18 protein-coding genes are annotated in these 16,903 nt (G+C 44.3%); 4 read left to right on the top strand and 14 right to left on the bottom strand.

Translation table 11 applies throughout. The features are described from left to right. Window positions 1-9: 9 nt before the first annotated feature. Genes V512_RS02470 through V512_RS02450 form a run of 5 tightly spaced genes read right to left on the bottom strand, consistent with a single transcriptional unit; the run spans window position 10 to window position 5,549 of the window. Complete coding sequence (locus V512_RS02470) at window positions 10-2,709, bottom strand: DNA polymerase III subunit alpha (RefSeq protein WP_099828880.1); 2,700 nt, start codon at window positions 2,707-2,709, stop codon at window positions 10-12. Beyond that, the gene (locus tag V512_RS02465; RefSeq protein ID WP_099828879.1) at window positions 2,706-3,641 is read right to left on the bottom strand and encodes an RluA family pseudouridine synthase; all 936 of its coding nucleotides are present in this window, start codon (window positions 3,639-3,641) and stop codon (window positions 2,706-2,708) included. Before V512_RS02465 ends, V512_RS02470 begins: the two co-directional genes overlap by 4 nt. Next, window positions 3,610-4,086 (bottom strand): signal peptidase II, encoded by a 477-nt coding sequence (lspA, locus tag V512_RS02460; RefSeq protein ID WP_099828878.1) that lies wholly within the window; start codon window positions 4,084-4,086, stop codon window positions 3,610-3,612. The genes V512_RS02465 and lspA overlap by 32 nt, the downstream gene beginning before the upstream one ends. A gap of 40 nt (window positions 4,087-4,126) precedes the next feature. After that, on the bottom strand, window positions 4,127-4,885 hold the full coding sequence (locus tag V512_RS02455; RefSeq protein ID WP_099828877.1) for a YebC/PmpR family DNA-binding transcriptional regulator: 759 nt from the start codon (window positions 4,883-4,885) through the stop codon (window positions 4,127-4,129). Next, on the bottom strand, window positions 4,869-5,549 hold the full coding sequence (locus tag V512_RS02450) for a TIGR03936 family radical SAM-associated protein (RefSeq protein WP_099828876.1): 681 nt from the start codon (window positions 5,547-5,549) through the stop codon (window positions 4,869-4,871). Before V512_RS02450 ends, V512_RS02455 begins: the two co-directional genes overlap by 17 nt. Window positions 5,550-5,670: 121 nt before the next feature. Here V512_RS02450 and V512_RS02445 point away from each other — a divergent pair, with 121 nt between their 5' ends. The 3 genes from V512_RS02445 to lgt all read left to right on the top strand — a co-directional run bounded on the left by V512_RS02445 (window position 5,671) and on the right by lgt (window position 8,510). After that, window positions 5,671-6,144, top strand: coding sequence for a metallophosphoesterase (locus tag V512_RS02445; protein ID WP_243392220.1), 474 nt, complete (start codon window positions 5,671-5,673; stop codon window positions 6,142-6,144). A 102-nt stretch (window positions 6,145-6,246) separates the two neighbouring features. Then, window positions 6,247-7,548, top strand: coding sequence for a trigger factor (tig, locus tag V512_RS02440; RefSeq protein ID WP_099828875.1), 1,302 nt, complete (start codon window positions 6,247-6,249; stop codon window positions 7,546-7,548). 74 nt (window positions 7,549-7,622) lie between these two features. Beyond that, a complete protein-coding gene (lgt, locus tag V512_RS02435; RefSeq protein ID WP_099828874.1) occupies window positions 7,623-8,510 on the top strand; it encodes a prolipoprotein diacylglyceryl transferase in 888 nt (295 codons plus the stop codon). Here lgt and rdgB read toward each other — a convergent pair. The 8 genes from rdgB to V512_RS02395 all read right to left on the bottom strand — a co-directional run bounded on the left by rdgB (window position 8,464) and on the right by V512_RS02395 (window position 15,567). Then, entirely contained in the window at window positions 8,464-9,051 is a 588-nt protein-coding gene (rdgB, locus tag V512_RS02430) for an RdgB/HAM1 family non-canonical purine NTP pyrophosphatase (protein ID WP_099828873.1), read from the bottom strand. The genes lgt and rdgB overlap by 47 nt on opposite strands. Then, window positions 9,048-9,695 carry a ribulose-phosphate 3-epimerase gene (gene rpe, locus V512_RS02425; protein ID WP_099828872.1) on the bottom strand — a complete coding sequence of 216 codons (648 nt, stop codon included), beginning with the start codon at window positions 9,693-9,695 and terminating at the stop codon, window positions 9,048-9,050. The genes rdgB and rpe overlap by 4 nt, the downstream gene beginning before the upstream one ends. After that, entirely contained in the window at window positions 9,688-10,590 is a 903-nt protein-coding gene (gene rsgA / locus V512_RS02420; RefSeq protein ID WP_099828871.1) for a ribosome small subunit-dependent GTPase A, read from the bottom strand. Before rsgA ends, rpe begins: the two co-directional genes overlap by 8 nt. A 3-nt stretch (window positions 10,591-10,593) precedes the next feature. Further along, on the bottom strand, window positions 10,594-11,610 hold the full coding sequence (gene rlmN / locus V512_RS02415; RefSeq protein ID WP_099828870.1) for a 23S rRNA (adenine(2503)-C(2))-methyltransferase RlmN: 1,017 nt from the start codon (window positions 11,608-11,610) through the stop codon (window positions 10,594-10,596). Next, window positions 11,607-12,611 carry a transcription antitermination factor NusB gene (locus V512_RS02410; protein ID WP_099828869.1) on the bottom strand — a complete coding sequence of 335 codons (1,005 nt, stop codon included), beginning with the start codon at window positions 12,609-12,611 and terminating at the stop codon, window positions 11,607-11,609. The genes rlmN and V512_RS02410 overlap by 4 nt, the downstream gene beginning before the upstream one ends. Beyond that, the gene (locus V512_RS02405; protein ID WP_099828868.1) at window positions 12,611-13,288 is read right to left on the bottom strand and encodes a zinc metallopeptidase; all 678 of its coding nucleotides are present in this window, start codon (window positions 13,286-13,288) and stop codon (window positions 12,611-12,613) included. The genes V512_RS02410 and V512_RS02405 overlap by 1 nt, the downstream gene beginning before the upstream one ends. Window positions 13,289-13,571: 283 nt before the next feature. Next, complete coding sequence (gene thrC / locus V512_RS02400) at window positions 13,572-14,528, bottom strand: threonine synthase (RefSeq protein ID WP_243392218.1); 957 nt, start codon at window positions 14,526-14,528, stop codon at window positions 13,572-13,574. A 235-nt stretch (window positions 14,529-14,763) separates the two neighbouring features. Then, the gene (locus V512_RS02395) at window positions 14,764-15,567 is read right to left on the bottom strand and encodes a class I SAM-dependent methyltransferase (protein WP_099828866.1); all 804 of its coding nucleotides are present in this window, start codon (window positions 15,565-15,567) and stop codon (window positions 14,764-14,766) included. A gap of 168 nt (window positions 15,568-15,735) precedes the next feature. On the opposite strand from V512_RS02395, the gene V512_RS02390 reads away from it, so the two are divergent. Then, on the top strand, window positions 15,736-16,512 hold the full coding sequence (locus V512_RS02390) for a hypothetical protein (RefSeq protein WP_099828865.1): 777 nt from the start codon (window positions 15,736-15,738) through the stop codon (window positions 16,510-16,512). A 171-nt stretch (window positions 16,513-16,683) separates the two neighbouring features. Here the strand turns inward: V512_RS02390 and V512_RS14535 are convergent, their stop codons facing one another. Beyond that, window positions 16,684-16,839, bottom strand: coding sequence for an ASCH domain-containing protein (locus V512_RS14535; protein WP_165775329.1), 156 nt, complete (start codon window positions 16,837-16,839; stop codon window positions 16,684-16,686). Window positions 16,840-16,903: the final 64 nt, after the last annotated feature.

Here is a 16,903-nt window from a genome sequence, read left to right as displayed (position 1 = left end):
CTCCATGTACTACTTCCAGATTATCTCATCTGAGTCAATTTCCGAAGGCTTTGCATTGGGGACCACTGTCTGAGAGTCTTTAGATTTGATTATGACTTTTTCGTAATCGGAGCCTGCAGCAAGAAACCTCCTATCAATTTGACCGTGGAAAACTCTGTTCACCTCTGTAATGCGCTCTTTCATTTCCGTTGGTCTCCCGATCTTGAACAGCACATAGCCCTGAAGAGGCGCTTGCCCGGCTATCTCCACAAAGGACCTCCCATCAGTTACAAAGCTTCTGCCGAGGTAGTCTACCCTTTTGAACGCAGCGATTCCCGTTCTCAAACGTGCAAGAGCCGTTGTTAGTTCGAAATCAGTCGGTCTTCGGGAAATGTCCGGCGGCTGTATCTCCGTCAAATTGAAACCAAGAACTTCAACTTCCATCATCGCTCTATCAATATCTGTATCGCTCTCCCTTGCTTCTTGTTCATCTTCCTTGTACCCGAACACCGAACGAATCGATTTCAGTTCTGGATTAACTCCGGCCAGTGCATCATTCATTCTCTTCAACAACTCGTTTCTTGGACCGAAGCGATCGAGGTAGCCACTCTTTATTAGTTTTTCCAGGTCCCTCGCCTGACAACGGGACCTATTGTTTCTGACAAAAGTGAAAAAGGAATTCTCGTCTGGAACCGGTTTCAAGTAGTCGATATTTAGCAGCCTGGGAATCGAAACTGTCACATAATCTCGACTTTGCACTGATCTATCTTCTGTACGTAATGAAAATCCCCTGTCTCTTATCTCAGCAACAATGCGCGTGAGAGAGTTTCTGGGTAATTCAACTAAGATAAGCGGATAGAAGACTTCGGGGTGATTCGCTTTGAAGTATGCCAACCAATAAGAGATCATTGCATAACTTAGACTGTGAGACTTGTTGAATGCATATCCAGCGAAGTCCATAAGGAAGGACAGCAGTTTCTCTCTTCTTTCAGGAGTGAGTTTGCTGTACCCGGGTGAAGCTCTGAACAAGCTATTCACAACCTCTTTGTCTTTCTTTGAAAGAGCTCTTCTCAAAAGCTCTCCATCGTCTGCTTCAAGAGAAAGCAAACTGGAAGCGATTTTGAGAACCTGTTCCTGATAAACTAGAAGGCCACCGGTCTCCGCAAGCACTGGAACCTTTCTTTTAATTCTTTCCAGATCAGAGGGATTTCTGGATAGTCTGAGGAAGCGTTCCGTGACTCCCGATTTGATTGGTCCAGGTCTATTGAGGGCGATCGATATCGACAAGTCTTTCAACGATATAGGTTTGACTGATCTAACAACCTTCGTGGCGTACGGGGCCTCGAGCTGAAACACGCCGGCAGTGTAGCCTTTTTCCAGTATTTCGTACGTTCTAGCATCGTTCGTAGGGGAATGCCAGGGCTCCTTGCCCTTCGCCATCTTCTTAAGAAGCGAAAGGTTCCTGAGTCCCAGAAGATCGATCTTCTGCAAACCCATGATGCTGAGAGAATTCATATCCCATAGAGAGACAGGAAGATCACCGCCTGAATCGAGTGGAATCAATCCGGAAATAGGGTAATCAGACAGAATTAGGCCCGCTGCATGAATTGAAAAACCTGAGTACAGACCTACAATGCTTCTTGACATATCAAAGAGCTGTTTCATGTCAACGTCCCCTTCAAACGCGTAGGGAAATCTTTGCCCTTCTTTGCTCCACTCGATTAGCCTCGATATTCTTTGACCATCAATACCGAGCTTTCTGCCAATTTCCCGAGCCGCCCCCTTGAATCCGTAAGTAGATGCCGTCCTAATGAGGCATAGATGATCGCTTCCAAAGTGGTCTTTCAAACTCCTTAGAAGTGCTTGCCTCGATTCATCATCAACGTCAAGATCAATATCTGGTGGATCTTCGCGCTTCAAACTCAAGAACCTTTCAAAAAAGAGTTCTTCTTCAACGGGATCAATACGTGTTATTCCAAGCAGATAACTTACAAGTGAACCAACGGCCGATCCCCTTCCAGGGCCAATCCAACAACCACCGGTCTTTGCTATCTCAACGATCTTTGAGACAGTCATGAAATAATCTTGAATTCCCTTTGCCAGAATCACCGAAAGTTCCCTTTCAAGTCTTATAGCGTAACTAGCTCCAAGTTTCTTTGATCCGATAATTTTCTCGAGCAACGCGGAGAAATCCTCAGGCTTTGATCTAACAGGAAAAACGTGATTCAGCTTCCGTATAGCAAACTCCTGAGGCAATTCAGAAAGGAGTTTGCCAAGGTCTTTCTCCATATCCAGATAGCGTCTTTCATCAGGCAAAGAGTAGTCGGACGTTTCGAGGACATCCCCCAAGGATGTGTATGTTCTGAACCTTTCGCTATTTTGATCAAGATAACGGCACTCCCAGATTGGGTTCTTTGACGAGGGATCCAGATTGCGAGGTTTTCCCAAAACATGCACCAAGTCGTCGGATTCGATAATCTCGCTTTTCATAAGTTCTCTGAACCCTTTTTCGCTTCTGGCAATCCAATAATCATTTCCTTTGTGCAAACCCGGTACAGTTACTATGCCTGCACGGGAAAGCGCTGTATGCCATTTCACAAAAGACGACAATGAAGAGTCAACTATGACACATCTTTCATATCCGTTTTTTTTCAACTCAGCAATCGTCTCGCCCAGCTCGAGGACAGAACCGAATAACTCGTACTTCGTGACTAGAAAAGCAGTCTTCATGCCTTCTTCTCCACCAATTCGCTTAGATTAACTATCGCTTCCTTCATGTCTTCAGGAAGTGTTGCCAAGAAAGTCATTCTTCTCCCGGACCGAGGGTGTAAGACGGTTAGTCTTAGTGCATGGAGCATCTGCCTTCTCACTCCAAATATCTCGTCATCTCTTGCCTTTCCGTAGACTGCATCACCCAGAAGAGGGAAGCCCTTTTCTTTCATATGAACTCTTATTTGATGAGTTCTGCCAGTTTTTGGACTCACAAGAACTAAAGAGGCAAGTTCAGAAAAGTTCCTTAGTGTCCGAAAATTCGTAAGAGATTCCTTACCGTTGCAATTTATTGACATCTTCAGTCTGTTTACGGGATGACGTGCAATGGAGTAATCTATCTTGCCAGATGCGGGTGTCTTACCCTTAACGAGAGCAAGATAATCTTTTGAGGTCAGCCTGTTCTTGAACTGTGAGGAGAGGGAGACATGAGCAAGATCATTCTTTGCAACGATTATTACGCCGCTAGTGTCTTTGTCAAGCCTGTGAACTATCCCGGGTCTTGTTACACCACCAATACCTTGAAGATCGCCGCAATGATTAAGCAAAGCGTTTACAAGTGTGCCGGTTTGTTTTCTCGGAAGAGGGTGAACAATAATACCTGGTTCCTTATTGACAACGATTATGTCTCTATCTTCGAATATTATGTCTAGAGGGATATCTTCTGGTTCTACTGATAGTATTTGGGGCTTGTCCGGCAGTTCGAAAGTTATTATTTCTCCGGACTTCACCTTGTACGCCGGCTTTCTAGCTCTTCCGTCAACAAAAACTTTAGACTCCATAATCTGCCGCTGCACAAAAGTACGTGAAATCCACGGGGGGGCTTTCTCAACTACTATCTTGTCAAGCCTCCAGCCGTCTTCACGCCTGGAGACTGTTATCTCTTGAAGCACTTTTCTCCCTTCGGTATACTGAAAGAGTTAGCAATGCTGCACCGAACACTATACACATGTCTGCGAAGTTGAATATCGCGGGAAACCCTCTCAGCTCGAAGAAGTCAACTACATGGCCGAGTCTCAGTCTGTCTATCAGGTTATTTCCGAGCGCACCTCCAGCAATCAGACCAATGAAGAAGGACTCCCATTTTGACAACTTCGATGAGTTTGCATTAGAAAGGATCACAATCGTTACGACAATTGCAACAGCTATAAGAGCCAGAAGCCAGGGTTCTTGGTTCTTGAATAGACCGAACGCAACACCCGTATTTCTGACATATCTTAAGCCGAAGAAGTCGCCAGCCAAATCTATTCGCTGAAAATACGTCATTTCATTCTCAACAAAGTACTTACTTACCTGATCAAGAATCAGAGCTAGGGTAATTCCTAGAAGAGAAGGCAATTGTTATCACTCCAAGTGTCGCCTAAACGGGCAGTTCATATCAGCCAAACTGATCGGCAAGTGCCTCCATTTCGGCTTCATCAATATCCGAGTTGTCATAAACCTCCTGAACATCATCGTTGTCCTCAAGAATGTCAAGGAGCTTAAAAAGCTTACCCGCTTCTGAACCCTCAACCTTCAGACTATTGCTTGGTATATAGCTCATCTCGTAAGAAAGAGAATACCCGTTTTCTTCGAGCGCCGTTTTGACATCAGATACCGAATCAGGAAGGGTTATAATCTCTATTGGATCGGTGTCGTCCTTTATGTCCTCGGCTCCTGCCTCGATTGCAAGAAGCTGGAACTCATCAAGGTCGGAAATCTGCTCTTTAGAGACAGTAATGATTCCCTTTCTTTCAAACATCCAACTAACCGCGCCACTCTCTGCCATAGAGCCACCGTACTTCGAAAGGGTATGCCTGATCTCTTGAGCGGTCCTATTCTTGTTATCAGTAAGACATCTTATAAGAAGTGCTACCCCTCCAGGAGCATACCCTTCATAAAGAGCTTCGGAGAACGTTTGCCCCTCAAGTTCTCCGGCGCCTTTCTTGATTGCCTTCTCCATTGTGTCTTTTGGCATATTCGCGCCTCTAGCCCTTTCTATAGCAGCCCTCAGAGAAGTGTTCGTATTAGGATCTGATCCTCCTTCTCTTGCCGCAACCATTAGTTCTCTGATGATTTTCGTGAAAACCTTGGATCTCTTGGCATCCTGAGCGCCTTTCCTGTGCTTGATATTCGCCCACTTATTGTGACCAGACATTTCGAATCCCTCCTATTTCATCCAGAATATCTGAAGTCCGCTTCCCTTTTACGAGAGCTTCCTCCACAAAAACAAACACCCCTTCGTAAGAAGCGGTACCATCTTTCGAAAAAATCTTGAGTATTTCCTCCGCTGAAACCATTGAGTCTACTGGCTGGGAATATTTTACCATATAGACGGTTCTCAAGGGAGTCACTGTGAGGTCCTTAAATACATCTCCTGCTCTGAATTCTTTGTAACCTCTCTTAGTCTTCTTAGAAACTTTGAGCTCGCTGTCATACGAATCTGGAACATAGCGCTCTTTCGGAAGTGAAAGCGATAATCTGTAGGAATCAATCAGATTATCTATTCTTGTGTAACTCGAAGGAATATACCATGCTTTCTGAGCCTTTAGAGTGAAACAAGAGGAAAAGTTTAGGGCTTTCACTGGGTCAGAGACTTCTGTCTCTGTCTCGAGGAAAACATAATGCGCAAAACTTGCCACCCCTGTTGGAACTGCCTGAGAGTAACCTGTTTTGACCCGAGGGTGGAATCCCTGAGTGTAAGTAACGGGCAATTTCGATCTTCTGATTGTCCTTTCTATTGCCGTAACCGTCTCCTGATGCGAAAGAAATCTTAGAAGACCTCCACAGCAGAAACGAATTACCAATCTCTTCTTAATCAATCAAACCTCCGAAGGCACCTGATGCATATCAGACCCTTTGTCCCATGGGTCCTGTGCAGTTATAATTGTATTCGATTCACCTTAAGTTTTCAACGATACAAGATGCCAAGAGGTGAGGGGAATGACATGGATGATAATGTCGGATTCTCATGACAGCATTACAAGAATTTCCGAGGCTGTAAGCGTGGCAATAGACCGCGAGGTAGATGTTCTTATTCACTGCGGAGATCTTATTTCGCCGTTTGCTGCAGAAGAGCTGTTGAGGTTCAGCGGGGAGCTTCACGTAGTAGTCGGAAATAACGACGGAGAGTTGATTGGCTTAAAAAGTATGCTTGGTGATTCGTTAGTGAAGGGCCCCAATGAAATCGAGATCCAGGGTTATAGCGTGGTTGTGATGCATGAACCTTTTGGGCTTAAAGATACTGTTAGAGCAGATTTCTTGCTTTACGGGCATACTCATAATCTTGACATAAGACTTGATTCCAAACCAGTTATAATCAATCCTGGGGAATGCTGCGGCTACCTCACAGGAAGACCAACAGTGGTAATAATCGAACCGGAAAGCCTAAAGTATGAGCTAATAGAACTCCAGTAATCACAGCCTTTAATATAACATCACTTTAACCCCGAACAGCAGGCAGATACGTATAATTGGACAGCAAAAATACAGTTTGCGACTGAATGGAGGTAATTACCGGTGGAAAAGAATTTCGTTAAGAAGGAAGAGAATGTTGAGACATTTCTCTTTTCCTTTGATTCAGAAGAAGTAAGACAGGCAGAGAAGGATGTAGCCAAATATGTGAACCAACAATATTCAATACCAGGATTCAGAAAGGGAAAGGTACCGCTGAACATAGTGAGGAACTTTTTGGCAGAGAGCTTTGAAGAAATGGTCCTCGAAGTCCTGTCAGACAAGATTGAGGATGCGATCAAGGATGAGAATCTTCTTATACCTGCTGTGATAAACGATCAGAAGATGGAGGGAGAGGGAGCAACCATCGAAGTCATGCTTCACAGAGATCCGGAGATCAAGATTCTCGATTATGCAAACCTCGAGCTGAAAATACCAAAGAAAGACGAAGTTGTTCTAAATTATGTGAACAACAGACTGGAAGAACTTAGAAATGAGCATGCAATATTAGAACCTAAGGACGGCCCAGTCGAGAATGGAGACATAATCAAAATCGAGTATACTATTGTAAAAGATGGAAAAAAGATAGCCGACAAGAAGGTCCAGGAGTTGAATATCACCCCAGAAGACGATAGACCTATAGTGAAAAATGTGATCGGAAAGATGAAGGAAGAATCGGTTGAGTTTACGAGAACATTTGAAGACTCCGATAACGAGTACTTCTATTCTGTAAGGATTTTGGAAGTGCTTAAGAAGAACCCTCTGGATCTAGATGACGAATTTGCGAAGACAGTGAATGCTGAAGCGAACTCACTTGAGGAACTCAGAGAAATCGTCGAAAAGGAGGGAATGGAGTCTTTCATCAATTGGCAGAAAGACTTCCTCAGGCAACAGGCAATGGATAAGATCAATGACCTCGTAGAGATAGAGATCTCAGATTCGACACTTGATTATTTCGTTCAGAGAACAATAGAGAATTCAAAGAAGGATAAGAGTTATGAGAACTACTTGAATCAGGCCGGAAGCGAAGATAAGCTTGTCGATAACTTCAGAAAGGGTGTATTCGATGAGATAAAGAAGACGAGGTTCATTCATGAGATAGCATCCAAAGAAGGGTTTGAGGCAGAAGAAGAGGAAATTGAAGCCTTTGCTGAAGAGATGGCTCCATATTGGGGGATTTCTGCCGACAGAGCAAAAGAAATGGTGAGCACTCGTGAAGACGTTAGAAGTGATATCGTTTCCACGATCATCAGAAACAAGGTTCTGGATGCTGTTGTAGAAAAGGCTTCTATTAGTGAGATGGAACCCCAATCTGAAGAAGAGCAACAGGAGGCCGCTGATTTGCACGAGAACTCCTCTCAAGATTAGCATGCTCAAGTTTTTCGTAAGTGAAATACGTCCTGAAGCCAAAGCCTTTCGAAAACTGGAAACAGGGGGTTTACATGAAGAAGAAAGTAGTTCTGATATCGGTAGCTGTTGTTTCCGTAGTTGCGTTGTTTTTTCTTTTGAAAGCGGTATTCAGCGGGGAGTTAATACTTAATCCAGTAATAGTCGAAAATCTCGGCCCCTTTTCAATCAGATGGTACGGAGTGATGATCGCGGCAGGGATCATCGTTGCTTACCTTATAGGAAGACACCAGGGTCTCAAAGAAGGAATAGAGGAAGACTACATGATAGAAGCAGTCTTTATCGGGATTATTTTCGGAGTTTTGGGCGCAAGACTCTACTACGTGGCGTTCAATTTCGATTTCTACAGGGGCGACTTCTGGAGTATCTTGAGAACATGGGATGGTGGTCTTGCCATCCACGGAGCTTTCTTTGCAGCTCTGATTGTGGTTTTTTTGTATGTAACTTTAAGAAAAAAGGCTAAGCTATCCTTTCTGCAGGCCACGGATATCTTCACTGCCGTTTTGCCACTGGCTCAGGCTATCGGACGTTGGGGAAACTTCTTCAATTATGAAGCATATGGCGCACCTACCGAGCTCCCATGGAAGATGTTTGTTCCGTTAAGATACCGGATGCCAGGGTATTCTGGAGATGAGTTTTTCCATCCGACTTTTCTTTACGAGAGCCTCGCAAATGTCGCCATCTTTTCCTTTCTTTATTGGTATCTTGGTAAGAGGAAGAACTACGGTGAAGTCACTGCGCTGTACATGATCTTCTATTCTATCGTTAGATTCTTTGTTGAAGGACTGAGACTCGACAGCCTTTACATAGGTCAAACAGACATAAGAACGGCCAAGGTAGTTTCAGTTGCTTTGCTGTTTGCTGGAATCATTCTGCTCATTGTCTCTCGTTATAAAGGGAGACCAGTGAAAACAGCTTCCTAAATGCATCGGATCTGTGTGAAAGTTCATTTTTGACTGAATCGCCTAGGATACCAAATGTTTCGGAGAAACCAGAAGGGATAAATATCGGATCGTAGCCAAAACCATCTTCTCCCGAAATCTCTAGGGCAATGGAACCTTCAACCTTGCCTTCTACACCAAGCAACATCTCTCTTGAAGGATCATAGAAGAGGGCTGCACAGATGAATCTGGCAGTCCTTTCTTCTTTGCCTTTCATTCGGCTAAGAATTGCCTCCATCTTTCGAGGATAATCTTTACCCTCCATGAATCTGGCTGAGCTAATCCCGGGAAAGCCTCCCAAAGAATCAATTACTAGGCCCGAATCATCTGCAAGCAAAGGGACACCCAATTCCTTGTATGCTTCGATCTTCTTAAGAGAATTACCCATGAAGGTCTCCGCATTCTCTATAACCTCTCTAACCGTTACAATAGTTGCAATAGAATCAATCACGATATTCTCCGGCGAAAGTAACCGCACCTCCCTAAGCTTGTTCTCATTTGAAGTCACAAGATACAGCTTCACCGTCTAATCTCCTTAATCCTTTCAACAACAATCGATGGATCTTTCGCTCTAAATACGGCTGCCCCCATAACAAGAATGTCCGCTCCCATATCAACCAAATCCTTCGCGTTTCCCAGACTCACGCCCCCATCTACTGCAATAACGAATGAGAAACCTTTTTCAGAACGAATTCGGTCGAGAACTCCGATCTTTGCGGCAGCTTCGGGGATGAATTTCTGGCCTGTATAGCCCGGGTTGACTGTCATAACCAGAATACCATCCACAAAGGGAAACACTTCTTCGAGCGAAGAAACAGGCGTTGAAGGGTTCAGCACAACGAATGCGTTAGCCCCATTCTCCCTTATCTCCCCAAGCAGTCTGTGAAGATGATAGTTTCCCTCGACATGTACGTGGAGGTTTTTGGCACCGAGTAATGCGTAATCCTTAACATACTTTGAGGGCTCCTCTATCATCAAATGTACATCCAATGGAGGATGATCAAGTCTTCCAAGTGCCTCCATAATAGGCACTCCGAAAGTAATATTGGGGACAAACATTCCATCCATAACATCTATGTGAAGAAAATCTGCTTCGCGTACTTTTTTTACTTCGCAGGCCAGATTTGTAAGATCTGCAGCTAGAATAGAGGGAGATATCTTAGCCATGTTTTCTTCCTCCCTTCTCTCTTTCTCTTTCCTTCAGTTCATTATACATATTCAGGTAACTGTTGTAGCGACTCTTATGAATACTCCCAGCTTCGACCAGCTCCTTGACATAACAACCGGGCTCATCAATGTGATTGCAATCGGAAAATGCGCACATTTCATTTTCCTGAGTAATCTCCAAGAAATAGCTCTTCAGGTTTTCCGGAGTTATCTCGGGCATTTCAAGATTAGCAAAACCTGGAGTGTCAGCAATCAGTCCTCCAAATTCGAATTGAAGCAGTTCAACATACGATGTTGTGTGTCTCCCTCTCTCAAGACCTCGAGATATTTCTGACACCCTCAACTTTAGACCGGGATTCAACGTGTTAAGCAAACTGCTCTTACCAACGCCCGACATTCCCGCCATAACGCTTACCTTACCCTTCAGAATCTCTCGTAACCTATCAATGTTGATCTGCTCTTTTGAAGAGACGTGGCAGATATCGTAGTATTCTCCATAGATTTCACAGAAACTCTCTATTTCGTCTCCGTGCAGCAGATCGACTTTGTTTACAACTATTACTACCGGAAGTTTTGCGAACTCTGCCAGAACTAGAAAACGGTCAGTAACCGTATTCTGAACAGCCGGTTCCTTCAACGATAGTACAAGAAGTATCTGCTCAATATTGGAGATTCGCGGTCTTAATAGTTCAGTCTCTCTGGGAAGAATGCTTTCTATTCGACCCTGACCGTTGCCGCTCAATGTATACTCAACCCTATCTCCAACAATAGGTCTTATCCCCTGCATTCTAAAACGCCCAGGCATGGTGCAAACAAGTCTTCCTCCTGTTTCGCTATCGACTACTTCCATATTTCTGCTTCCGAATCTAACGACTACTCCTTTTCTTCTATCCAAGCCCTACCTCCTTCTTTGCCTGAGCTGACCGCAAGCTGCATCGATATCACTTCCCTTTTCATGCCTCAGGGCACTTTCAAACCCTGCTTTTCTTAGAGTTTCAACAAAAGAAACTACTACATTTTCTGAAGGTTTGTCGTAGATCTTATTGACGGGATTCACCGGAATTATGTTTATGAATGACTTCAACCCTCGTAGATATTCCACAAGGTGCTGCGCCTCTTCTTTGGAATCATTCACTCCCTTTATCATTGCATATTCAACGGTTATCCTGTTACCGGTGATGTGCTGATAGTATTCTAGAGCCTCTCTAAGAGTTGATAACGGGTACTTCCTGTTAACAGGCATCAACTTACTCCTTAGTTCGTCTCTTGCACTATGAAGCGATACTGACAGTCTAACATCCATTTTCGAATCGGCCAACTTCCTTATCGATTCTGGAATACCGGATGTTGATATGGTGAATCGCCGCGTTCCAAGGTCTCTCCCTACGGGATCGTGGAGAATGCTTATCGCTTTAAATACATTGTACTCATTCAGAAAAGGCTCTCCCATACCCATAAAAACTATGTTGTCAACAGGTTTATCACTGATCTTTTCCATGAATACAACCTGGCCGACAATTTCGCCTGCAGACAGGTCTCGAGTGAAACCTCCGGCTCCCGTAGCACAGAAGGAGCAGTTCAGCGCACAACCAACCTGTGAAGAGATGCAGAACGTAGTATGAGTTGGATGCCTCAGAAGCACTGATTCAATGTGATTGCGATCTTCCAGCTTCCACAAGAACTTCTCAGTGCCATCATCGGCCACCTGTCTTTCCTCCATTTTCATAACCGGAAAGGGAAGAAGCCCGAAGAGTCTTTCCCGAAGACTAACGGGAAGATTTGTCATCTCCGAATAGTCCACCGCCTTCTTCCTGTAAATCCAGTCAAAGATCTGCTTTGCTCGAAATGTTGCTTCTTCTAAGGAAAGCATTTCCTCTCTTAGTTCGTCCAAACTAAAAGAAAGTACGTCCTTCACTTCTTCCTCCTAAGTCTTGCCACATAACAGACAAGGGGAGCTTTCCATGGCTGCAACCAGTACCCTCTTCCATCGAATCTGGCAACTATATTCCTTTCCGAGAAAAAGTGGCCCATTTTGCTTGATTTGAATTCACCGAGAACCCCAATAGCCATATCGTTTTCTTCTCTAGTGATCGCCTTACTATAGTAGATGAAATCGTTATGTTCTTTTGAGAAGCTCTTCAGAAGAGTCTTGGCCTTATGAGACGCAGTATCAAGCGAGTCGCGAGTCAGCGTATGAAGAAGCCACGGCATTGCGTTGATTCTGCCGGTTAGGCTGCCACTGTGCTTGGCCACAGGAACTCCCACTTCTGTAAGTATATACTCGACTTCATCCAGAGTCTCTAGGTTCTCAATTGAGCTTCCCTTCTGAAAGACAGTGCAAAGCTCAGAATACTCACTCTTGTCAAAGATGAAACCCTTCTCTATCAGCTCATCCTCTTTGCCTGAAGCCAGGACTGTTTGAGTCGGAGGTGTCTGATTGTACTCGAGAAGCTCCTCGACATTGTCTATCCATTCTACTTCTCTCCAGTATTCTACTAGCCACTCAGGATGGGAGTAAAAAACATTCAGCGGCTGATTTTTCGAATAGCCGGTATCGGAAATCTTTCTCAAAATTGCGTTGACAAGGTCCCTGAACTCCCTTACTCCCACCAAATTCACTGAAGAATTTACAGCAGCATATTCAGGTACGGTATCCAGAAACATGATTTGAAATATACCAATCCTCAAGGCGTTCCTTACCGCCACAGGAAGTTTGTTGGGTTTTCTCAGAAACCGCGAGAGCTCGTAGTCTATTCGAATCCTCTTTCTAAGAACTCCGTAGATCAGGTTCACACAGAAGGACCTATCACTCGAAGAAAGGGTGGAGAGTGCCATCTCCACCTTCTTAAAAGAAATATACCCGTTAGTATCAAAAAAGGATAGTGTCTGGAGGGCTATGGAACGTGCCCCCTGCATTAATCTCTTCCTGATCCAGATAGGATAAGCATTCTCAACAACTGAAGAATAGCAGTGGCCGCAGAAGCCACATACGTCATTGCAGCAGCTCCCAAAACAGAACTCACGGCTTTAAGCTCATTCGAAGGCATCCCCATGGACGAAAGCAGCTTTTTTGCTCTTGAACTTGCGTTGAACTCCACCGGCAACGTAACCAGTGTAAAGAACACGAACGCAGAGAATACAACTATCCCAATTCTTATAAGGATCTGAGAAACCATGAGGAGACCTATGATGAAAATTATCCAGGAAAGAGAAGAACCTAACTGGGCAACAGGAACAACAGCATTTCGAACAACAAGGGGTGCATACTTTTCTTTGTCCTGAATTGCATGGCCTATTTCGTGCGCAACCACACCCAGCGCAGCTATCGATGTGCTGTTGTGAGTAGTATCAGACAGACGCACCACCTTTTTCCTTGGATCAAAGTGATCGGTAAGATTGCCTCTGATTCTCTCTATCTTGACGTCATGTAGACCGGCGTTGTCCAATAGCTGCCTAGCAAGCTGAGTGCCGTTGAATCCAAAGCTCGACTTGATCTTCGAATACTGTGAAAAGCGAGAACTGACGGTGAACTGGGCGTAAGCTGCCAGGATGATTGCAGGAATAAGTATGATGAACGTTGGATCCCAAAACAACTCAACCACCTCCTTACTCAATTATATAACCAGTGAATCGGGTGGTCAACGTAACACAATCTCTACCTGGATTCATAATTGACTCGCAAGCCGCAGTTCTGAAGAGTGACAGTGATCTTGATGCTTCTTAACCTGCGACGTGAATGAAGATCTTCACTCAAACTTCCAGTTCAACCTTCTTTGGCGAATCGAGAGAACTCAGTAGAATCTCAGTTGCTTCAAGGAGCTGAAAAAAAAGCAGGCTCACATTCAACTAAGACACTCACCAAGGAAGTACGCAGAGTTATCGATCCGTCTTCAGGCCATGACCGGAGAAGACTGAAACAATCAATTCGTGAGAACTACTGGACGTGACATACTTCTTAAGGCCTGCAATCGTTGCTGCCGCAGTTGGTTCAATGAAGAACCCACGTCCTGCCATTTCGATTCCCGCCTCAACAATCTCGTCTTCAGCAACACCAATAAATGTTCCATTGCTTCTGGTAACGGCCTTTAGTATTTGCGCTCCCCTAACTGGCCTTTCAATTGCGATTCCTTCAGCAATGGTCTTCTCGATCTTCAGGGGCAACGGCAGATCAGACTTCTTATTGAACGCTTGCAAAAGAGGAGAGCAATTCTTCGATTGAACCGCAATGATTTTCGGAACTTTGTTAACTACGCCTTCAGAACGCAATTCGTCAAATCCTATAGCCACTCCGAGGAGAAGTGTCCCATTGCCCACTGGAACGACTACTGCATCTGGACTCTTCCAACCAAGCTGCTCGCATACTTCGAAGGCAAATGTCTTTGTCCCGTGAAGAAAGAATGGATTGTATACATGGCTAGCATAGAACTCCATACTTGCAGTTTCGAGAATCTCCCTCGCCACATCATCTCTAGATCCCTTGACCAACTTCACTCTCGAATTGTAGGCCGCGATCTGGTTCAACTTGCTCTGAGATGTGCTATCAGGGACGAATATCTCACAACGCATACCAGCTCTGGACGCATAAGCAGCGATTGAGCAACCAGCATTACCCGACGAATCTTCGACTACCGATTTCACTGAATGTTCGCGCGCATAGCTTATGAGAACACTTGCTCCCCTATCCTTGAATGAGCCCGTCGGAAACAGTGTGTCATTCTTGATAAAAACGCTTCTTCCTCCAATTACCTCTTCGACTAACGCAGTGCACCCTTCAGACATAGAGACAATAGAGCAATCAAACTCGATTGGTAAAGCTTCACGATAGCGCCACATATTGTGAGAGCGTTTCTCAATCTCATGCACTGGAAACCGAGATCTAAAATCGAGATCGAATGTCCCTCCGCATGAGCACCTGAATTGCCTCGTATCTGCAGGATACCTCCGGCCACACTTAGAACAGAGAAAGTGACTCATTTTCCACCGCTCATAGCAGACGAAAAGAAACATGAACCAACAGCTACGACCAGAGTATTAATCGCCGTCTTCCTCACAACAATACCTCCATCTGTTAACTGCTTCTTTCTCTGCCATCGAACCTTGTTGAAAATATCGTTGGAAGATCGAAGTCTCTCTTCGCTACCTTGATACCCCAAATCTGAGTATAAGCCTTTCTTCCCATCACAAGTCCTTTGTTCATGTCCGCTTCAAGTTTCTTCATTCCCTCTCTGAAACCCCTTTCGGATACCAATCTCAATGCTGAATAGGCCTTGCTTCTGTATTGGTCATAGTGATGCTTCTTGAACTCAAAGGTGGTCTTCACTTTTGTAGTATAGATGCCTTCGAATCCAGCCTTCTTCATAGCCGACATTATAGCTGAGTTTCCAGGATATCTTTCCCTATCTATCTCCAATGTCTCAGGAAAATACTGAGTCAAAGTTCTCTCTCCTATGTCCTGGCATGAATCAGTTACCGTGAGAACACTTCCATCGATTTGCATAACTCTGTAGCTCTCCATGAAGAGGTTTTCAAGATCGGAAATGTAGTGGACAAGATTTATGTTAAAAACAAAATCAAACTGAGAATCCTCGTAAGGAAATGCTTTATTGGCATCAGCTACTCTCAGATCGACGGTTCGATTCTTCTTTTCAGCCTCGGAAATCATTGATGGACTAATATCGAATCCAAAACCATCCGCATAGAGCAGTTCTGATAGGACGCTCACGTAATCAGCAGTCCCACATCCAACTTCCAGTATTCTGTCGGCGTAGTGCACTCTGTTGAAAATGTGCTCAACCAACTTCTCGTTGGGATATCTGTGCTGAGAGTATATTGTGGCTAACTTATCGAAGTCAAAGCTCTTTCTCGAATTCATATAACCTCACCTCTTGAATAGTCTAACAAATGAGTTTGACAAAGCCGCGCGAATATCCGCAGTCTGTTTCACTTGTAAACTGCTATGTTAAATTATATCGATAGTGAACCGGCAAGTTTGTGTATAAGTGTATAATGGGAACAAAATGACAATTTGCGGAGGCCTTTGATGACTCTAAAGAACGTCCTTAGAATCCTTGGAGCATACGCGTGGAGTTTTGGGGAGACTCTAATCGACAAACCAACTTTAAACAAGTCCATGCTGTCAACCAACATAAAGTTCTATACCACACTTAAATGGATCAATATACTTTCCTCGTTTCTCCTTTTCGTACCGGTATTTGGATCTCTTGGCGATTTCCATCTACCTCATATGCTAGGTTACCTCATCATGGCGTTTTTGGGCTACTCTACCTGGATATTCCAGGGTATTACAGGAGTTCCGATTTACGAGGAGACGCGGTTTCTCATATTGATGCACCTCACTCTTCATAGTTTCTTTGGCTTGTGGCATGAATTCTACAACAAATTCGCCCTTTTCGACGATTTCCTTCACATTTTCGGTGGATTCTGGGGGGCCTTTTTTCTTTTTCCGTTTATTTTCGGCTCGGCGATCGCCTGGTCGAACCTTCCCCAAAAGGCAGTTAGGTGGAAGGTCTGGCTCTCCGGAATATCAATTGTCAATATGATAGGTGTATTTTGGGAAATAGGTGAGTTCATCTCCGACAAGATCTTTGGCGGTTATCCCGGTTACCGTATGGCTCAGGAAAATAGTCTCGACGACACAATGCTTGATCTCATATATAACAATATCGGCGCAACGATCGGAATACTGGTCTTCTGGTGGTACCTAAAAAGGTCGAAGGACATAAACACATTCGTGAAGGATATGGGAAAGAAGCTTGGAGAGTTTTTTAGCGAAGAGAGTACGATTCTAGGTCCCTAAGACAAGCTCAATTTCGATAGCAAGAACACCAAATCTTTGTTCGTCGTTATCTGAAAATATAGATCTGATTCCCTTCGGCAAGCTATCAACATCCTCGCCGGGTCTTTCAACGTCATACGAATCAAACAATTTTTCAAAAGTCGCAAATGATCTTACCCCCAAGACCTGCACTTACAAAGTCTCTCCGCTACTGATTTTTGTTAAGACAATTACATCTCCGGCCGAAATCTTCTTTCTCTTATCATCGTTGAGTCTCACTTCAACCGTCTTCCTGCTGGCCCTAATGAGTTCAAAGGGTTCTTTGAGAAGTTTCATGGGGATCTTCACAGATCGTACTTCCTCTTATGGTCAACAAACTTCTGAATCCCAGGCAAGTATGTATTATACTATA

This window comes from Mesotoga sp. Brook.08.105.5.1, assembly GCF_002752635.1.
Taxonomy (GTDB): Bacteria; Thermotogota; Thermotogae; order Petrotogales; family Kosmotogaceae; genus Mesotoga.
This window is presented reverse-complemented; position numbering and strand designations above follow the sequence as displayed.

Bases quoted from the DNA above. Each gene is read 5' to 3' on its own strand.
- V512_RS02445 (WP_243392220.1), top strand. From the start codon at position 5,671: ATGACATGGATGATAATGTCGGATTCTCATGACAGCATTACAAGAATT.
- thrC (WP_243392218.1), bottom strand. From the start codon at position 14,528: ATGTGGCGCTATCGTGAAGCTTTACCAATCGAGTTTGATTGCTCTATT.
- rpe (WP_099828872.1), bottom strand. From the start codon at position 9,695: ATGGCTAAGATATCTCCCTCTATTCTAGCTGCAGATCTTACAAATCTG.
- lgt (WP_099828874.1), top strand. From the start codon at position 7,623: ATGAAGAAGAAAGTAGTTCTGATATCGGTAGCTGTTGTTTCCGTAGTT.
- V512_RS02390 (WP_099828865.1), top strand. From the start codon at position 15,736: ATGACTCTAAAGAACGTCCTTAGAATCCTTGGAGCATACGCGTGGAGT.
- V512_RS02455 (WP_099828877.1), bottom strand. From the start codon at position 4,885: ATGTCTGGTCACAATAAGTGGGCGAATATCAAGCACAGGAAAGGCGCT.
- V512_RS02410 (WP_099828869.1), bottom strand. From the start codon at position 12,611: ATGCAGGGGGCACGTTCCATAGCCCTCCAGACACTATCCTTTTTTGAT.
- V512_RS02395 (WP_099828866.1), bottom strand. From the start codon at position 15,567: ATGAATTCGAGAAAGAGCTTTGACTTCGATAAGTTAGCCACAATATAC.
- V512_RS02470 (WP_099828880.1), bottom strand. From the start codon at position 2,709: ATGAAGACTGCTTTTCTAGTCACGAAGTACGAGTTATTCGGTTCTGTC.